Source organism: Halomonas campaniensis (assembly GCF_014193375.1).
Lineage (GTDB): Bacteria > Pseudomonadota > Gammaproteobacteria > Pseudomonadales > Halomonadaceae > Halomonas > Halomonas campaniensis.
In genome coordinates this window covers 1-17,093 of record NZ_JACHZF010000039.1, presented here as the reverse complement: position 1 = coordinate 17,093, position 17,093 = coordinate 1, and the positions used below count along the sequence as shown (strand labels likewise).

Annotated in this window: 15 protein-coding genes; 3 read left to right on the top strand and 12 right to left on the bottom strand. The window is 69.4% G+C overall.

The genetic code is table 11. The annotated features are described in order from the left end of the window. The 8 genes from BDK63_RS17430 to BDK63_RS17395 form a co-directional block, all read right to left on the bottom strand. Window positions 1–95 (bottom strand): NAD-binding protein (locus BDK63_RS17430; protein WP_183334312.1); only part of this gene is annotated, 95 nt, incomplete at its 3' end. Beyond that, entirely contained in the window at window positions 92–829 is a 738-nt protein-coding gene (locus BDK63_RS17425; RefSeq protein ID WP_183334310.1) for a response regulator, read from the bottom strand. The genes BDK63_RS17430 and BDK63_RS17425, both read right to left, overlap by 4 nt. Further along, window positions 819–2,789 carry an ATP-binding protein gene (locus tag BDK63_RS18585; protein ID WP_183334308.1) on the bottom strand — a complete coding sequence of 657 codons (1,971 nt, stop codon included), beginning with the start codon at window positions 2,787–2,789 and terminating at the stop codon, window positions 819–821. Before BDK63_RS18585 ends, BDK63_RS17425 begins: the two co-directional genes overlap by 11 nt. Window positions 2,790–2,821: 32 nt before the next feature. Further along, the gene (trkI, locus tag BDK63_RS17415) at window positions 2,822–4,312 is read right to left on the bottom strand and encodes a Trk system potassium transporter TrkI (protein ID WP_183334306.1); all 1,491 of its coding nucleotides are present in this window, start codon (window positions 4,310–4,312) and stop codon (window positions 2,822–2,824) included. Between the two features lie 143 nt (window positions 4,313–4,455). Continuing rightward, on the bottom strand, window positions 4,456–4,896 hold the full coding sequence (locus BDK63_RS17410) for a YtoQ family protein (RefSeq protein ID WP_183334304.1): 441 nt from the start codon (window positions 4,894–4,896) through the stop codon (window positions 4,456–4,458). Between the two features lie 87 nt (window positions 4,897–4,983). After that, complete coding sequence (locus BDK63_RS17405; RefSeq protein WP_183334302.1) at window positions 4,984–5,838, bottom strand: MOSC domain-containing protein; 855 nt, start codon at window positions 5,836–5,838, stop codon at window positions 4,984–4,986. 57 nt (window positions 5,839–5,895) lie between these two features. Beyond that, the gene (locus BDK63_RS17400; RefSeq protein ID WP_183334300.1) at window positions 5,896–6,246 is read right to left on the bottom strand and encodes a hypothetical protein; all 351 of its coding nucleotides are present in this window, start codon (window positions 6,244–6,246) and stop codon (window positions 5,896–5,898) included. Window positions 6,247–6,307: 61 nt separating this feature from the next. Next, window positions 6,308–7,387: an NAD(P)-dependent alcohol dehydrogenase gene (locus BDK63_RS17395; protein ID WP_183334298.1), complete on the bottom strand. Its 1,080-nt coding sequence runs from the start codon at window positions 7,385–7,387 to the stop codon at window positions 6,308–6,310. A gap of 324 nt (window positions 7,388–7,711) precedes the next feature. On the opposite strand from BDK63_RS17395, the gene BDK63_RS17390 reads away from it, so the two are divergent. Further along, window positions 7,712–8,776 (top strand): NAD(P)-dependent alcohol dehydrogenase, encoded by a 1,065-nt coding sequence (locus BDK63_RS17390; protein WP_183334296.1) that lies wholly within the window; start codon window positions 7,712–7,714, stop codon window positions 8,774–8,776. Window positions 8,777–8,997: 221 nt separating this feature from the next. Beyond that, a complete protein-coding gene (locus BDK63_RS17385; protein ID WP_183334294.1) occupies window positions 8,998–9,885 on the top strand; it encodes a DMT family transporter in 888 nt (295 codons plus the stop codon). A 32-nt stretch (window positions 9,886–9,917) separates the two neighbouring features. On the opposite strand, the gene BDK63_RS17380 is transcribed toward BDK63_RS17385, so the two are convergent. Continuing rightward, window positions 9,918–11,879: a sigma-54-dependent Fis family transcriptional regulator gene (locus tag BDK63_RS17380; RefSeq protein ID WP_183334292.1), complete on the bottom strand. Its 1,962-nt coding sequence runs from the start codon at window positions 11,877–11,879 to the stop codon at window positions 9,918–9,920. A gap of 369 nt (window positions 11,880–12,248) precedes the next feature. Here BDK63_RS17380 and BDK63_RS17375 point away from each other — a divergent pair, with 369 nt between their 5' ends. Further along, on the top strand, window positions 12,249–14,045 hold the full coding sequence (locus BDK63_RS17375) for an NAD(P)/FAD-dependent oxidoreductase (protein WP_183334290.1): 1,797 nt from the start codon (window positions 12,249–12,251) through the stop codon (window positions 14,043–14,045). Between the two features lie 120 nt (window positions 14,046–14,165). On the opposite strand, the gene BDK63_RS17370 is transcribed toward BDK63_RS17375, so the two are convergent. From BDK63_RS17370 to BDK63_RS17360, 3 genes are all read right to left on the bottom strand, one after another. Next, on the bottom strand, window positions 14,166–14,939 hold the full coding sequence (locus tag BDK63_RS17370; RefSeq protein ID WP_183334288.1) for an enoyl-CoA hydratase-related protein: 774 nt from the start codon (window positions 14,937–14,939) through the stop codon (window positions 14,166–14,168). A gap of 108 nt (window positions 14,940–15,047) precedes the next feature. Further along, the gene (gene acuI, locus BDK63_RS17365; RefSeq protein ID WP_183334286.1) at window positions 15,048–16,028 is read right to left on the bottom strand and encodes an acrylyl-CoA reductase (NADPH); all 981 of its coding nucleotides are present in this window, start codon (window positions 16,026–16,028) and stop codon (window positions 15,048–15,050) included. Between the two features lie 35 nt (window positions 16,029–16,063). After that, window positions 16,064–16,912: a 3-hydroxybutyryl-CoA dehydrogenase gene (locus tag BDK63_RS17360; RefSeq protein ID WP_183334284.1), complete on the bottom strand. Its 849-nt coding sequence runs from the start codon at window positions 16,910–16,912 to the stop codon at window positions 16,064–16,066. Between the last annotated feature and the right edge of the window lie 181 nt (window positions 16,913–17,093).

The following is a 17,093-nucleotide window of genomic DNA, read 5'->3' as shown; positions in this document are numbered from 1 at the left end:
TCGGTGTCCACCACCGTGATGTCGTTCTCCTCGCGGGCCAGGTGCTCGGCCAGGGTGCCGCCGACCTGGCCGGCGCCGAGAATGATGATCTTCATGGCACGATCTCCTCGCGTGTATCCGCTCGGGGCTCGGGTTCCGCCAGCAGCCGATAGCCGACACCCGCCTCGGTCTGCAGCAGCTCGGGCGCCTGGGGGTCGTCGCCCAGCTTGTGGCGCAGCTTGCTGACCACGATGCGCAGGTAGTGGGTGTCGTCCGCGTGGCTGGGCCCCCAGACGTCGCGCAGCAGCTGGGTCTGGGTGACCACCCTGCCCGCCTGGTGCGCCAGGCGCTCCAGCACCGCGTACTCCTTGGGGGTGAGGTGCACGGGCTCATCGCGCAGGGTAACCCGCCGGGCCTCCAGGTCGATCAGCAGCTCGCCGCAACGGTAGCGCAACCTGGCCAGGCCGCTGGCGTTAGGCAGCGGGCGGCGAAGCAGCGAGCGCACCCGGGCCAGCAGCTCCTGGATGCCGAACGGCTTGGTGACGTAGTCGCTGGCGCCGCTGTCCAGCGCCCGGACCTTCTCGCCCTCCTGCTCGCGCACGGAAACCACGATGACCGGCACCGCGCTGCGGGCCCGCAGGGTCTCGAGGACGCGCTGGCCATCCAGGTCCGGCAGGCCCAGGTCGAGCAGCACCAGGTCCGGCGCCTCCTCCAGCGCCCTCCTCAGGCCCTCGCCAGCGGTCGCCGCCTCGCTCACCAGGAAGCCCTGGGAGGCCAGGCTGATCCGCAGGAAGCGGCGGATCTGCGGCTCGTCGTCCACCACCAGCACCCTGCGCGGCTCATTCGCCATGGGGGCTCTCCTCGGGTAGCGGCAGTTGCATCACGATGGTCGTGCCCTCCCCGTGGGGGCCGGGCTCGGCGGCGATGGTCCCGCCGTGGGCGCCCAGCATGCCGCGGCAGATGGCCAGGCCGAGCCCGCTGCCGTAGCGGCTGCGGTCGCCGTCGCCGCCGGTGGTGAACATGTCGAACACCGTCTCGCGCAGGCCCGGCGGGATCCCCGGCCCCTGGTCCGTTACCCGGATATCGAGGCGGTGCTCCGTCTCCCGCCACCGGCCCTCCAGCCGCAGCGTCCCGCCCTCGGGCGAGAAGCGCACCGCGTTGTCGATGACGTTGACCAGCGCCTGCTCGATCAGCGCCGGATGCACGTACAGCAGCGGCAGGTCGTCGGGCCAGTCGCGCTCCACCGTCAGGCCGGACAGCGAGGGGCCGAGCCGCTTGAGCGCCGACGCCGCCAGGTCGTCGAGGGAGACCCAGTCCCGTTCGATCTTCATGTCCCCCTGCCCCAGCCGGGTCATGTCCAGCAGGTTCTGGATATAGCGGTTCAGCCGTTCGCTCTCGCTGAGAATGCCATCGAGCAGTTCGCGGCGATCCGCTTCGCCGAGCTGGGCCTCCAGGTCGCGCAGCGAGCTGGCCGAGCCGATGATCGAGGCCAGCGGAGTGCGCAGGTCATGGGACACCGACGACAGCAGGGCCGAGCGCAGCCGCTCGTTCTCCTCCGAGAGGCGCGCCTCCCCCAGCTCGCTGACCAGGCGGGTCCGCTCCAGCGCCATGGCGAGCTGGCTGACCACGGCATCGATCAGCGCCTCGTGGTCGGGGCCTATGGCGGCGTCGCGCACGGCGAGCTCCAGCCCGAGCACGCCCAGCACGGTGTCATGCTCCACCAGCGGCAGCAGGCGCCAGCGCTGGTCGGCGAGATCCCCGGTGCCATGCCCGCTCGGGCGGCGGTGCTGCCAGCTCCAGGTGGCCGCCGAGAGCGCACCGGCGTCGGGCGTCGAACCGGGCGGCACCGCCTCGCGCACCACCAGGCCCGGCTGGGTTGCATCGCGCTCGAGCAACACGGCCGGCACCCTCAGCCAGCGCTCGAGCGCTGAGAGGCCGATATCGGTGACCTGGGCGCGATCGGTAGCCGCCGCCAGGGCCCGGGAGAAACTCAGCAGGCGATGGGTCTGCTCGCGGCTAGCGCGCAGGGCCAGCAGCCGGCGACGCCCACTGCCGGCCTGCTGCCCCACCACCAGGGCCACCAGCAGGAAGAAGACCACGGTGAGCAACTGGCTGTGCTCGACCATCGCCAGGGAGAAGCGTGGCTGGGTAAAGAAGAAGTTGAAGGCCAGGAAGCCGAGCACGGCGCTGAGCATCGCCGCGCGGGTCCCGGCCAGGGCCGCGCTGGCCAGCACGGCGGCAAGGAACACCAGGGAGAGGTTGGCCAGGTCCAGCCAGAAGTCGAGCCCCCAGGCCGCCACCAGGGCCGCCAGCGTGCTCGCCAGCGCGACCAGCGGTTCGTGCAGGCGCAGGGACAGCTGCCGCCGACGCGGGCGAAAGCGCGGCCGCTTGCGGGCCTCGGCCACCACCACCAGGTCGAAGGTACCCCCACGGCGCAGCAGCTGCTCTGCCAGGGTGCGGCGCCACACCCGCCAGCCGGAGGGGCGCGAGCAGCCCACCAGCAGCGTGGCCACGTGGTGCTCACGGGCATGGTCGAGCAGCTCCGAGGCGCGATCCTGGCCCTGCAGCACGCGCGTCTCGCCGCCCAGGCGCTGCACCATGGCGAAATCGCGCTCTAGTACCAGCCGCCGCTCGGCATCGTCGCGGCCGGTGTCCACGTGGATGGCCCGCCAGCGAACGCCATCGCGCTCCGCCAGGCGGTGGGCGGCACGCACCAGGCTCGCATCCTCGCTGCCGCCGCTGAGCGCCACCAGCAGGCGGGCGGATCGCGACGGCAGCGCATGGCCTTGCCCTTCGGGTGTCATGCTCATTCGGCCCTCCTCGGGTCAGGTCAGCTGGCGGCCTACTGCCGCCAGAACATCGGCGTCAGCAACACCAGCACGGTAAGGATCTCGAGACGCCCCAGCAGCATGCCGACGCACAGCAGCCACTTAGCCGCGTCCGGCAGCGACACGAAGTTGCCGGCCGGGCCGATGGTGTCGCCGAGCCCGGGGCCGACGTTGGCCACCGCCGTGGCCGCCCCCGAGAGCGCCGTCACGATATCCAGCCCCATCATCGAAAGGCCCAGGGCCAGGCCGGCAATGGTCAGGAAGAAGAAGAACGAGAAGGCCACCACGCCACGGGTGATATCGTCGGTCAGCGGCTGGTTATTGTAGCGTGAGGCGAAGACCCCGCTGGCATGGATCAGGTAACGGAGCTGGTTGCGCAGCAGGATCGTGGCCACCTGGAAGCGGAAGATCTTCATGCCGCCGCTGGTGGAGCCGCTGCAGCCTCCCACGAAGGTCAGGTAGAAGAAGGCGACGACGGCGAGCGCGCCCCAGGTCGTGTAGTCATCCGAGGCATAGCCGGTGGTGGTCACCACCGAGACCACGTTGAAGGTGACGTGGGTCAGCGCCTCGAAGGGCGGCGTGCCCTTCCACATGCGCCACCCGGTGAGGAACAGGATCACGACCAGTAGCAGCAGCAGCAGCCCCTGGACCTGCTGGTCGCGCCACAGCGAGCCGCGCGAACCGCGCAGCAGGCGGATGTAGAGCACGAACGGCAGGGCACCGGCCAGCATGAACAGGCTCGCCATCCACAGCAGGTGGGGCTGGCCGGCGTAGGCACCGAAGGAGGCGTCGGAGTTGGCGAAGCCGCCGGTGGCCAGCGAGGTCATGGCGTGTACCACGGCATCCAGCGGCGCCATCCCACCCAGCCAGTAGGCGAGCATCGCCGTGAAGGTGAAGCCGCAATAGATCCCCAGGGTTGCCTTGGCGATGCCGCCGGTGCGCGGCATCACCTTGTCCGACCAGTCCGAGGATTCCGTGTGGAAGAGGCGCATGCCCCCCACCTTGAGGAACGGCAGGATGGCCATGCCCATCACGATGATGCCAATGCCGCCCAGCCACTGCATGATGCCGCGCCACAGCTTGAGGCCATCGGAGAGCGATTCGATACCGACCAGCACCGTCGAGCCGGTGGTGGTGATCGCGGAGACCGACTCGAACACCGCATTGGTGAAGGAGAGCTGCGGCGCCCCGAGCACCAGGGGCAGGCTCGCAAAGCCGCTGATCGAGACCCAGCTGAGGGTGGTGAGCACGAACATTTGCCAGGGCTTGAGCTCGATCCTGACCCTCAGGGTCGCCAGCCAGGTCAGCGCCACGGCGCCCAGCACGATGAGCATCGACAGGCCGAACGCCCGGGCGTCGGGCTCCTGCTCGATCAGCAGGACCACCCACGGTATCGCCATGAACAGCGCCAGGACCAGCCACAGCACCGACATCACCTTGAGCACCGGTGCCCAGCCCTGCACCCGGCTGCCCCCCCATCGACGCGTCGTCTCCGCTGCGGCCATGCCCATGCCCATCCCATCGGCTCAGTGACCTGCCCCGGCATGCCGTTCCGAGGCAGTATCCGCCGATGGAATCACGAGACCAGCTAAAAAGTCTGTAAAACTTTACCGCCAGCAAGCGCCATGGAAGGGGGCCGGCCGCTCAATCAGGCCTTGAGCACGTAGCGCAGGATCTCGACCACCTGGTCGGTGGTGGTGCACCAGGCCTGGGCCTCGGCGTCGACCTCCTTGAGCGGGTGGACGATCTCGGCGTCGTGGAGGGTCACGTAGGGCTTGCCCAGGGCGGCGCAGTAGCCGGCGTCGAAGGCGGCGTTCCACTGCTTGTACTTGTCGCCGAAGCGCACCACCACCAGGTCGCTCTGCTCGATCAGGGTGCGGGTGCGGATGGCGTTGACCTTGGAGGACTGGTGGTCGCGCCAGAACGGGCTGGGGGTCTCGCCGAGATGGTCGCCGGCGGCATCGCTGGCGGCGTGGTCGGTCACCGGGGCGGTGAACACCACGTCGAGACCGGCCGCTTCGGCACCGCGCCGGATCTCGTCGCGCCAGTCGGTGTGGATCTCGCCGGAGAGGTAGACGTGAAAGCTCATGGTGGGCTCCTGATGGGGGACGAATGGGGCCCGCCATCATAGCCCAGCAGGGAGTATGTGGAAAATCGTTCCAGGAATGAAGGCTACTCAGGACGATGCCGCTGGGCCAGCCACCAGGGCATCGCCGACGGCAAGGCGCGCCCCCTCCCCCGCCAGCACGATGGCGTTCTGGCCGAAGTAGCCCCCCGGGGCCAAGCGGGTGTTCATCTCCACCAGGGTGCGCAGCGGTTCGCCGGGCACGGCGATCTCGCCGCTCTGCTGGTCCACGGTGGTGATCTTGCAGCGCTGGCAATGCTTGCGCAGCCCCAGGCGCCAGGCGCCATCGGCCGCAGCCAGGGTGTTCCAGCCATCCTCGGCGAAGGGGGTGGCGTCATCGACCACGAGGCTGGGCCGGAAGCGGCTCATAGGCACCGGGTCAAGGCCCTTGGCGGCCAGGCGCCGGTTGACCTCGGCCAGCGACCCCTCGCTCACCACCAGCAGCGGGTAGCCGTCGGCGAAGCCGGTGTGGGCCTGCTCGCCGGGCGCGAGGTAGTGCGGTTCCACCGGGCGACGGTAGTCGGGGGCGAAGCGCACCAGACGCAGGCCGCTGCCGCGCAGGTCGCCCAGCACGGCCCCCAGCCACTCGCGGGCCTCGGCGCCCTCGTCCAGGGCGTCGCAGCGGTCCTCCCAGACGTAGACCGGGAGGCGGGAGAGCTCTCCCGGCTCCAGCGGCACCCGCAGCGGCGACGCCTCGGGGTGCGTGAGCACCAGGGCATCGGGCGCGAGGCCCACGCGAACGCTTGCCATGGCCGGCAGCTGACGCTGGGTAACGAAGCGACCGATATCGTCGACCACCATCCAGCGGCGATCATGGGCCAGTCCCTCGGCGGTCAACTCGGCCTCATTCAGCGCGATGCCGCCCAGCGACTTGACCGGGTAGATAGTGAGCTGGGTGATCCGCATGGGCGGCTCCTGGGGCAGGACGAGAAATGCCCCAAGCCTAGCCCAGCCGCGGGGGGATTACAGCCGGGTGGTCTCGATCACGTAGCCGATGATGGGATAGCCGGCCTTGCGGGCGGCCTTCTCGGCTTCCAGCTGGGCCTCGATCTTGGAGATGCTGGAGGAGACATGCTCGAAGACGGTGTCCGCCTCGAGGTGCTTGGTGCGCACCGCCAGCTTCACCCGGTGACCGGTCCTGGGTGCGCCGCCCGGCTTGCTGCGCGGCGCCTTGGGCGTGGCCTCGATGCCAGGTTCACTGGGCCATTCGGGGGGCGTGGTCGCCGCCTTGCGCCGGGTAGCCTGGTCGTTGTCCATGAAGGTATTGATCTCGCGGCGCATCTGCCGCTCGAACTCGCTGAGTTCCGTTTCCATCGTGTCTCCGTCTACCTCGATGATGGCGGGAGTGTACCAGAACTCCCGCCATCACAAGGACTCAGGAGACTTCAAGGGCGATCTTGAGCACGCCGTCGCGCTGGTGGGAGAAGAGGTCGTAGGCGTCGACGATCTTCTCCAGCGGGTAGCGGTGGGTGACCATCGGACCGAGGTCCAGGCGGCCGCTGTCGATGATCTGCATCAGCCGGCGCATGCGCTCCTTGCCGCCGGGGCAGAGCGAGGTGACGATGCGGTGGTCGCCGAGGCCGGCGCAGAAGGCGTCCAGCGGAATGGTCAGGCTCTCGGAGTAGACCCCGAGGCTCGACAGGGTGCCGCCGGGCTTGATCACCCGCAGCGCCTGCTCGAAGGTCTGCTGCAGGCCCAGCGCCTCGATGGAGGCATCCACGCCGCGCCCGCCGGTGAGCTTGAGAATCTCGGCCACCACGTCCACTTGGCGGAAGTTGAGGGTCACGTCGGCGCCCATCTTCTTCGCCATCGCGAGGCGCTCGTCGACGCCATCCACGGCGATGATCAGCCCCGCGCCGCGCAGCCGCGCGCCGGCAGTGGCGCACAGGCCGATGGGGCCCTGGGCGAACACCGCCACGCTGTCGCCGATCCTGATGTTGGCCGACTCGGCCCCGGCGAAGCCGGTGGACATGATGTCCGGGCACATCAGCACCTGGTCGTCGGTGAGGCCGTCGGGCACCGGCGAGAGGTTGGCCTGGGCGTCCGGTACCCGCAGGTACTCGGCCTGGGCGCCATCGATGGTGTTGCCGAAGCGCCAGCCGCCCATGGGCTTGTAGCCGTGGGCGTGGTGCCCGCCGTCCTGGGCGCTGCAGCCGTCCTGGCAGGCGTAGGAGGTGAAGCTCGGGCAGATGGCGCCGGCGATCACCCGCTGCCCCTCCCGGTAGCCCTGCACGTTGGCGCCGAGCTTCTCGATCACCCCCACCGGCTCGTGGCCCACGATGAGGCCCTTCTCCACCGGATACTCGCCCTTGAGGATATGCACATCGGTGCCGCAAATGGTGGTGGTGGTGACCCGGATCAGGGCGTCGTTGGGGCCGATGTCGGGGATCGGGCGGTCGTCGATCTCGATGCGGCCGGGTTCGACGAAGATGGCGGCTTTCATCATGGCGGGCATGGCGGACTCCTGGCGCGGGTAGGTAAGGGTGCCCTTCAGCTATAGCAGGTGGCCTCGATTTCACCATGACGGACATCAAGGACGGTCCGAGTGGGAGGCGCCGGCCGAGCGGCTGCGCGAGCGCGGCAGCGAGTTCGTGATTGAACCCTGTGTGCGTTTCCAGGGTCAGGGGTGCGAGCAGGCCACCATGTTCCTGGGCGCCCCCTGCGGTAACGCCCCGGAGTTCAAGGGGTGCAAGGACATGGGCCCGCTGTTTGCCAGGTGACGCCGCGCCGCTTCGCGCCAGGCGTCACCGAATCCGAAGACCCGAGGAGAATCCCCGACATGAGCCAGACCCGCGCCTATGCGGCCTTCGCCGACGACCAGCCCCTGGCACCCTTCTCCTTCGAACGCCGCCAGCCGCGCCCTGACGACGTCGCCATCGAGATCCTCTACTGCGGCGTCTGCCATAGCGACCTGCACTTCGCCCACAACGACTGGGGCATGACTCGCTACCCCATCGTGCCCGGCCACGAGATCGTCGGCCGCGTCATTGCCGTCGGCGACGCGGTGAGCCGCTTCAAGGAGGGCGACCTGGTGGGGGTCGGCTGCATGGTCGACGCCTGCCGCGACTGCCAGCCCTGCCGCGACGGGGTCGAGCAGTACTGCGATAACGGCTTCACCATGACCTACGGCAGCGACGACCGCCACGACGGCAGCCTCACCCAGGGCGGCTACTCCGACCGCATCGTGGTCAGCGAGCACTTCGTGCTGCGCATGCCGGAAGGCATCGACCTCGCCTCCGCCGCGCCCATCCTGTGCGCCGGCATCACCACCTATTCGCCGCTGCGGCACTACGGCGTGAAGGCCGGCCACAAGGTCGGGGTGATCGGCATGGGCGGCCTCGGCCACATGGGGGTCAAGCTGGCCAAGGCACTGGGCGCCGAGGTGACGGTGTTCACCCGCTCCGAGGCCAAGGTCGAGGAGGCCCGGCGCCACGGCGCCGACCATGTGGTCGTCTCCACCGACGAGGCGCAGATGGCGGCCGTGGCCGAGACCTTCGACTTCATGCTCGACACCGTGCCGGTGCAGCACGACCTCAACCCCTACCTGGCCACGCTGCGCTACGACGGCACCCACATCCTGGTGGGCCTGATGGACCCCATCGAGCCGCCGGTGGCGGGCTTCAACCTGATCTTCAAGCGCCGCGTGCTGGCCGGCTCGCTGATCGGCGGCATCCCCGAGACCCAGGAGCTGCTCGACCTGTGCGCCGAGCAGGGCATCACCTGCGACGTGGAGATGATCGACATCCAGGAGATCAACACCGCCTTCGAGCGCATGCAGAAGGGCGACGTGCGCTACCGCTTTGTCATCGACATGCAGTCGCTGAAGAAAGGCGACGCCGCCTGAACGGCGTCCGGTGACCCTCCCCGCTCGCCGGGGAGTGAATACAGCGCGGCCGTGGCAGGCCTGCCACGGCCGCGCTGGTTGCGGATCGCTCGGCCCGCTGCCCCACGTCCCATCGCCCCACTTCCCATCGCCCCACTTCCCATCGCACCCTTCCCATCGCCCCCGGGCCGCCGTAACCTGATCGTTTCCCCGCGAACGATGTCGCCATCCAAGGAACCGGAATGTCACCCGCCGATACCCTGCGCCTGATGCTGCTCTCCTCGCTGTGGGGCCTGTCATTCATCTTCATGCGCGTGGCGGTGCCCGAGTTCGGGCCCGTGCCGCTGATCCTGGTGCGCATGGGCATCGGCGCGCTGCTGCTGGTGCCGCTGCTGCTCAGCCTGCACTACCTGAAGCTGGTGTGGGCCAACAAGGGCGGGCTCTTCGTGCTGGGCGTGATCAACCACGTGCTGCCCTTCTCGCTGCTGGCGCTGGCCACCACACGGCTGGAGGCCGGCTTCACCTCGCTGATCAATGCCACCACGCCGATCTTCACCGCCCTGCTCGGGGCGCTGTTCTTCGCCACGCCGGTGAGGCGGGAGCAGTACCTGGGGCTGGCCCTGGCGTTCTTCGGGGTCTACGTGCTCTCGGCAGACCGGCTGGACTTCGCCCTGGGCGGCGACGGCTGGTTCATCCTCGCCGTGCTGGGGGCCACCTTCTGCTACGGGGTAGCCAGCAACTACGCCCGGATGCACCTCGCCCACCTGCCGGTGCGGGTGCTGGCGGCGGGCAGCTCGGCCATGTCGGCGCTGGTGCTGCTGGTGCCGGGGCTTCTCCTGTGGCCCGCCGAGCCGATCAGCGGCCTGGCCTGGGCCAACGGCCTGGCGCTCGCGGTGCTCAGCACCACCCTGGCCTTCCTGCTCTACTTCGGGCTGATCGCCAGCGCCGGCGCTACCGCCACCTCCACGGTGACCTTCCTGGTGCCGGTCAGCGCCCTGCTGTGGGGCTACCTGCTGCTGGACGAGCGGCTGAGCCTGCAGGTCCTGGCCGGCATGGCGATCACCCTGGCCGGCACCGCCGTGGCCACCGGCCTGCTGCGCCTGAGGCGCCGCGGCCTGGCGAAAGACTGACGCGGCGCCGCTGACGGGTCGACGGCGAGCGCTCAGCCGCCTGCCCGGTGGTTGGGAGCCACCAGCCCATGGCGCCGCATCCGCCGGTAGACCGTGGGCCGCGAGACGCCGAGTCGCCGCGCCACCAGGCTGACGTTCCAGCGCGCCTCGTCGAGCAGGTCGTGCAGGGCACGGCCCTCATCGGCCACGGCGCCGTCGAACGTCACGGCCTTGAACGATGGCGCCGCGAGGGTGGCCCCCTGGCACTCCTCCGGGAGGTCATGCACGGTGATCTCGTCGCCTTCCGCCGTCGCCAGGGCGAAGCTCAGGGCATTCCTGAGCTGGCGGATGTTGCCCGGCCAGGCATGGCCCAGCAGCGCGCTCATGGCGTCGGCGCGCAGGAAGCGGGCCTCGTCCCGCTCCGCCAGCAGCCCCTCGTAGACGCTGCGGATCACGAAGTGCCGGTCGGCCCGCTCGCGCAGCGCCGGGAGCCGCAACTGTGCGCCGTTAAGGCGGTAGTAGAGGTCCTCGCGGAAACGCCCCTCGGCGATCATCTGTGTCATGTCGCGATGGGTGGCGGTGATCAACCGGATGTCGACCTTCACCGGCGAGTCGGCGCCCAGCGGCATCACCTCGCGCTCCGCCAGCACCCGCAGCAGGCGGCTCTGCAGGGCCAGCGGCATGTCGCCGATCTCGTCGAGGAACAGGGTCCCGCCGTCGGCCTGCTGGATGAGGCCGCGCATGCCCCTGGGACGCCCCCCGGTGAAGGCCCCGGGCAGGTAGCCGAAGAGCTCGCTCTCGACCAGCGCCTCGGGAATGGCGGCGCAGTTCACCGCCACGAAGGGCTTCCCCGCCCGCCTGCCGCTGTCGTGAAGGGCGCGGGCCAGCACCTCCTTGCCGGTGCCGGTCTCGCCGGTCACCAGCACGCTCACCTCCTCGTTGCGCAGGCGGCGCGCCAGCTTGAGGACGCGGTTCATGGCGGGGTCATCGGCGGCCAGGCCGTCCAGGGCCGGCACCGCCTCCGCACAGGCGTTCGCCGTGGTTGCCGGCAGGTGTCGGTGCCTGGGCTCGACCAGGGTGACGAAGCAGGTGATGCCGCTGGCGCGGACCCGGAAGGCGCGGATCTGGTCCTCGCCGGTGGCGAGGATCCCCAGCAGCTCGCCCAGGTCGCCGTCGAAGAGCTGGGGAGCCGTGGGCAGGCGCTGGGGCGACCAGGCGGGCCAGCGGGCCAGGTGCGCCTCGATCAGGGCCCGCCCGTTGCCGTTGGCGGCGATGATGCTGCCGTCCTCCTCGATGGCGATCAGCCCGCGCCCGTTGAGGTGGACGAACTCCCGGGCGGTGTCGTAGCGCAGAATCAGGCTGTCGCGGTAGCGATGCAGGAAGTAGGCGTCCTCGATCATCCGGGCGTAGAGGTTGACCAGCGAGAGCCCGAAGTTCTGGCTCTCCTGGGAGCGCGGCGACTGCAGGGCGGAGATGTCCAGCACCGCGATCACCTCGCCCTGGGGGTCGGTGATCGGTGCCGCCGTGCAGGTCAGGCCGATATGGGTGGCATCGAAGTGCTCGTTCTGGTGACAGGTGATCGCCCGGGTATCGTGGATGCAGGTGCCCACCGCGCAGGTCCCGGCATAGCGCTCGTCCCAGTCGGCGCCGAGATACAGGCCGGCCTTGCGCAGGGCGCGGTCATGCTCGCGCTGGCCGCGGAAGTCCACGGTGATGCCGCGATGGTCGGTGAGCAGCAGCACATAGCCCAGCCGGGCGACCTGGGCGTAGAGCTGGTCCACCCCGGCACGGGCCACGTGGAGCAGTTCATCCACCGGTTCGCGGTGCTCCTGCAGCGCCTGGCGGGTCAGGACCCGCACCTCCCGGGGCTGGCCGGGGTCGAGCCGGTACTCTCCCACGCAGCGCTGCCAGGAACGGCGGATCACCTCGCGACAGCCGGCCAGGGGAGCATCCCGGCCCTCGCTGAGGCGAATCAGGGTCTCGATATGCTGGCGCTGTTCGGTACGAAGCGTCATGGCCGCCTCCCGATTGCCCCGCTTCGTCCAGAGGAGTGGCGACGGGGCCATGGATTGTTGTTGTGTGGCTGCCCTTGTGCAGCAGGCCAGCTCTCAGCCTATGCCGCATCGCGCGGGAGTCAATCGGTTCGACCTTCACCCTTGGTCGAGGCGTTACAGGTGTAACGCCAGCGCCACCCCGTACAGGTGACAGCTGTCACGTCCCGCCCCTCCCGGCGTCTGGCTCGAGCGTGGCCCCTGGCGCCCACCCGCGACAATTTCCCATGCATTTCAACAAGCTGAAAAAGACCCGGCAGCCGGCGATGCTTCTGGCACGGTTCCTGCCAAGGGAAGGGCGTGTCATCCACCAACAACAACCGGAGACTCCCGATGACGACACGCACGCCGACCCAGGACGTCCAGCAGTGGCTGGGCGACTTCGAGAGCGCCCTCGAGCAGCGCGATATCCAGCGGGTCCTGTCCCTGTTCGGCGAGGAGTGCTACTGGCGCGACCTCGTGGCCTTCACCTGGAACCTCAAGACGCTGGAGGGCCAGGACGAGATCCAGTCCATGCTCGATGCCACCCTGGCCGAGACCCGTCCGACCCGCTGGCAGATCGACGGCGAGGCCAGCGAGGCCAACGGCGTGACCGAGGCCTGGTTCACCTTCGAGACGGGGGTGGCGCGCGGCAAGGGCCTGGTGCGCCTGAAGGACGGCAAGTGCTGGACGCTGCTGACCACCATGCAGGAACTCAAGGAGCACCCCGAACCGCGCGGCGACAGGCGCCCCACGGGGGCCCAGCACGGCGCCAGCAAGTCTCGCGAGACCTGGCTGGAGGGCCGCCAGCGCGAGCAGCAGGAGCTCGGCTACACGCGCCAGCCCTACTGCGTGATCATCGGCGGCGGCCAGGGCGGCATCGCGCTCGCCGCGCGCCTGCGCCAGCTGGACGTGCCCACCATCGTGGTGGAGAAGAACCCGCGCCCCGGCGACTCCTGGCGCAACCGCTACAAGTCGCTGTGCCTGCACGACCCGGTGTGGTACGACCACCTGCCCTACATCCCCTTCCCCGAGAACTGGCCGGTGTTCGCCCCCAAGGACAAGCTCGGCGACTGGCTGGAGATGTATACCCGCGTGATGGAACTCAACTACTGGGGCGCCACCGAGTGCCAGAGCGCCCGCTTCGACGAGGCCGCCGGCGAGTGGATCGTCGAGGTCAACCGCGACGGCGAGCGGGTCACGCTGCGGCCGCAGCAGCTGGTGCTGGCCACCGGCATGTCGGGGATGCCCAGCGTTCCCCACTTCCCGGGCGCCGAGAGCTTCGAGGGCGAGCAGCAGCACTCCAGCCAGCACCCGGGGCCGGACGCCTATCGCGGCAAGAAGGTGGTCGTGGTGGGCTCCAACAACTCTGCCCATGACATCTGCGCGGCGCTGTGGGAGAACGATGCCGACGTCACCATGCTGCAGCGCTCCTCGACCCATATCGTCAAGTCCGACTCGCTGATGGAGGTGGTGCTCGGCCCGCTCTACTCCGAGGAGGCCGTGCGCAGCGGCATCACCCACGACAAGGCCGACCTGATCTTCGCCTCGATCCCCTACAAGGTGCTGCCCGATTTCCAGAAGCCCGCGTTCGACGAGATCCGCGAGCGGGACGCCGAGTTCTACCAGCGGCTGGAGGATGCCGGCTTCCTGCTGGACTTCGGGGCCGACGACTCGGGGCTGTTCCTGAAATACCTGCGCCGGGGCTCCGGCTACTACATCGACGTGGGCGCCTGCGACCTGGTCGCCAGCGGCGAGATCAAGCTGCGCAGCGGCGTCGGCATCGAGCGGATCAACCCTCGCTCGGTGACCCTCACCGACGGCTCGGAGCTTCCCGCGGACCTGATCGTCTACGCCACCGGCTACGGCTCCATGAACGGCTGGGCGGCCCGCATCATCTCCCAGGAGGTGGCTGACAAGGTCGGCAAGTGCTGGGGCCTGGGTTCTGACACCCCCAAGGACCCGGGGCCCTGGGAGGGCGAACTGCGCAACATGTGGAAACCCACCCAGCAGGAGGCGCTGTGGTTCCACGGCGGCAACCTGCACCAGTCCCGCCACTACTCCCAGTACCTCTCGCTGCAGCTCAAGGCCCGCATGGAGGGCATCCCCACCCCGGTCTACGGCCGGCAGGAGGTGCATCATCTCTCTTGATCACCGGGCCTGATCAACTGGCCTGATCACCGGGCCTGCTCCCGATCCATAGCGCAGAAACAGCACGGCCGTGGCACTCGTGCCACGGCCGCGCTGCGGTTCGACGTCAGGCAGGCCGAATCAGAAGTTCGGCTTACGCTTCTCGACGAAGGCGCTCATGCCCTCGGTCTGCTCGTCGCCGGCGAAGCAGAAGGCGAACAGCGCATTCTCCAGGGCCAGGGCGCTGTCCAGGTCCTGATCCATGCCGTCGTGGATCGCCTGCTTGGCGGCGCGCACCGACTGGGGGCCGTTGCCGCCGAGCTGCTTGGTAAGTTCCTCGGCATAGGCCTCGAGCTCGGCCTGGGGCATCACGCGGTTGACCAGGCCGATGCGCAGGGCTTCGCTCGCGTCGATCTTGCGGCCGGTGGTGCACAGGTCCAGCGCCATGGCCGGGCCGACCCGGCGCGGCAGGCGCTGGGTGCCGCCGAAGCCGGGAATGACGCCCAGCAGCACCTCGGGCTGGCCGAAGATGGCGTTGTCGCTGGCCACCGCCCAGTCGCAGGCCAGGGCCAGCTCGCAGCCGCCGCCCAGGCAGAAGCCGTTGACCAAGGCCACGGTAGGCACCGGCAGGGTCTCCAGGCGCTTGAAGGTGGCCAGCGCCTGGCGAGCGAAGTCGCGGGCCTCCTCCGGGGTCTTGCCGCGCATCTCGGCGATGTCGGCGCCGGCGACGAAGGACTTCTCGCCGGCGCCGGTGATCAGCACGGCGCGCAGGTCGTCGCGGGCCTCGAGGTCGGACAGCACGCGCTCCAGCTCGGCCAGCACGTCGCTGTTAAGGGCATTCAGCGCCTTGGGGCGGCTGATGGTCAGGCGCACGACGCCGGCGTTGTCGACGACGTCGATCAGGTTCTCGCTCATGGTGAGGCTCCTTGGCTTGTTGTTCGAAAGTAAGACCGCCCAACCCTAGCGAACGCTAGGTTGGGCGGCAATCCCCTCTTTTGTCGGGCTTGGTCTGTCGGGGCAGGCTCAGGCCATGCTGACGACGACCCGGCCGCGCACACGCCCCGCGAGCAGCTCGTCGGCCGTGGCGATGGCCTCATCGAGGCCGATGGTCCGGGTGATGGCGTCCAGCTGGGCGGGGTCGAGCAGCTCGCCCAGCCGGCGCCACGCCTCGAGCCGCGCCGGGCGGGGCTTCATGACGCTGTCGATACCGGCCAGGGTGACGCCGCGCAGGATGAAGGGCGCGACGCTTGTGGGCAGGTCCATGCCCTGGGCGAGCCCACAGGCCGCCACGGTGCCGCCATAGCGGGTCGCCGCCAGCACGTTGGCCAGGGTGTGGCTGCCCACCGAGTCGATGGCGCCGCCCCAGCGCTCCTTGGCCAGCGGCCGGCCCGGCTCCGAGAGCTCGCCGCGATCGATGATCTCCTCGGCCCCCAGCTCCCGAAGGTAGGTTTCCTCCTCGGGGCGCCCCGTGGCGGCGATGATGCGATAGCCCAGCCGCGACAGCAGCGCGATCGAGTAGCTGCCCACGCCGCCGTTGGCGCCGGTCACCAGCACGTCCCCCTGGTCCGGCAGGACCCCCTGGCGCTCCAGTGCCATCACGGCGAGCATCGCCGTGTAGCCGGCGGTGCCGATGGCCATGGCCTGGCGGGCGGTGAAGGCCGAAGGCAGCGGAATCAGCCAATCGCCCTTGAGGCGAGCCTTCTCGGCCAGCCCGCCCCAGTGCGTTTCCCCCACGCCCCAGCCGTTCAGCAGCACGCTGTCGCCCGGCTGGAACTCGTCGGAGCTCGAGGCCTCCACCATCCCCGCCAGGTCGATCCCCGGCACCATGGGGAACTGCCTGACCACCGGTCCCTTGCCGGTGATGGCCAGGGCATCCTTGTAGTTGAGGGTGCTGCACTCGACGCGTACGGTGACGTCGCCTTCCGGCAGCTGCGACTCCTCCAGGGTCTGGAGGCCGACCCGCTGCTCGCCGTCCTGCTTCTCGATCAAGATTGCCTTGAACATGGCTCACCTCGCGATGGTCATCTCGGTGGATCTGGCTATTCGTAGACGTGGAAGCCGCGGCCCGATTTCCGGCCCAGATAGCCGGCGGCGACCATGCGGCGGAGCAGCGGGCAGGGGCGGTACTTGGGATCGCCGAAGCCCTCCTGCAGTACCTCCATGATGGAGAGGCAGACGTCCAGGCCGATCAGGTCGGCCAGGGCCAGCGGGCCCAGGGGGTGGGCGGCGCCCAGCTTCATGGCTTCGTCGATGTCCGCGGCGCTGGCCACGCCCTCCTGGAGCAGGAAGGCCGCCTCGTTGATCATCGGCACCAGCAGGCGGTTGACCGCGAAGCCCGGAGAGTCGGCGATGGCCACGGCGGTCTTGCCCAGCGCCTCGGTGAGCGCCTCGATGCGCGCCACGGTGGCGTCGCTGGTCTGCTCGGCGCGGATCACCTCGACGAGCCTGAGGACCGGCACCGGGTTGAAGAAGTGCATGCCCACCACCCGCTCCGGGCGCTCGCATACCGCGGCGAGCCGGGTCAGCGACAGCGACGAGGTGTTGGAGGCCAGTATCGCGTCGTGGGTCAGCCGGCTCAGGTCGCGGAACAGCTTCTCCTTGAGCGCCGGCTGCTCGGGGGCGGCCTCGATGATCACCTCGCAGTCGCGCAGGGCGTCCAGGGCGGTGGAGGTGGCCAGGCGCGCCATGGCGGCGTCCTTGTCGGTCTCCGAGAGCCTCTCCTTGGCCACCAGCTTGCCCAACCCCTTGTCGATGCTGCCGCGGGCGCGCTCCAGCTGCTCGTCGGCCACGTCGTAGAGCTGCACGGCAAAGTCGCTCTGCACCAGCACCTGGGCGATGCCCTGCCCCATGGTGCCGGCGCCTACCACGCCGATCGGTTGCTCACTCATTGCACTCTCCTGATGATTTTTCTTGATCTGCTGTGGACTGTCGCTCGAAGCTTTTTCCGGCGGCAAGCCTGCGGGGAGGCGCTGTAAACCCCTATATGGTCTCCTCCCGGCTTGCAAGGCTCCGTTCATCGATGCAGGTACAGGTTGCTGCCATATATCCGGCCTGTGTATGAGGCGCTGA

Bases quoted from the DNA above. Each gene is read 5' to 3' on its own strand.
- BDK63_RS17425 (WP_183334310.1), bottom strand. From the start codon at position 829: ATGGCGAATGAGCCGCGCAGGGTGCTGGTGGTGGACGACGAGCCGCAG.
- BDK63_RS18585 (WP_183334308.1), bottom strand. From the start codon at position 2,789: ATGAGCATGACACCCGAAGGGCAAGGCCATGCGCTGCCGTCGCGATCC.
- trkI (WP_183334306.1), bottom strand. From the start codon at position 4,312: ATGGCCGCAGCGGAGACGACGCGTCGATGGGGGGGCAGCCGGGTGCAG.
- BDK63_RS17410 (WP_183334304.1), bottom strand. From the start codon at position 4,896: ATGAGCTTTCACGTCTACCTCTCCGGCGAGATCCACACCGACTGGCGC.
- BDK63_RS17405 (WP_183334302.1), bottom strand. From the start codon at position 5,838: ATGCGGATCACCCAGCTCACTATCTACCCGGTCAAGTCGCTGGGCGGC.
- BDK63_RS17400 (WP_183334300.1), bottom strand. From the start codon at position 6,246: ATGGAAACGGAACTCAGCGAGTTCGAGCGGCAGATGCGCCGCGAGATC.
- BDK63_RS17395 (WP_183334298.1), bottom strand. From the start codon at position 7,387: ATGCCCGCCATGATGAAAGCCGCCATCTTCGTCGAACCCGGCCGCATC.
- BDK63_RS17390 (WP_183334296.1), top strand. From the start codon at position 7,712: ATGAGCCAGACCCGCGCCTATGCGGCCTTCGCCGACGACCAGCCCCTG.
- BDK63_RS17385 (WP_183334294.1), top strand. From the start codon at position 8,998: ATGTCACCCGCCGATACCCTGCGCCTGATGCTGCTCTCCTCGCTGTGG.
- BDK63_RS17380 (WP_183334292.1), bottom strand. From the start codon at position 11,879: ATGACGCTTCGTACCGAACAGCGCCAGCATATCGAGACCCTGATTCGC.
- BDK63_RS17375 (WP_183334290.1), top strand. From the start codon at position 12,249: ATGACGACACGCACGCCGACCCAGGACGTCCAGCAGTGGCTGGGCGAC.
- BDK63_RS17370 (WP_183334288.1), bottom strand. From the start codon at position 14,939: ATGAGCGAGAACCTGATCGACGTCGTCGACAACGCCGGCGTCGTGCGC.
- acuI (WP_183334286.1), bottom strand. From the start codon at position 16,028: ATGTTCAAGGCAATCTTGATCGAGAAGCAGGACGGCGAGCAGCGGGTC.
- BDK63_RS17360 (WP_183334284.1), bottom strand. From the start codon at position 16,912: ATGAGTGAGCAACCGATCGGCGTGGTAGGCGCCGGCACCATGGGGCAG.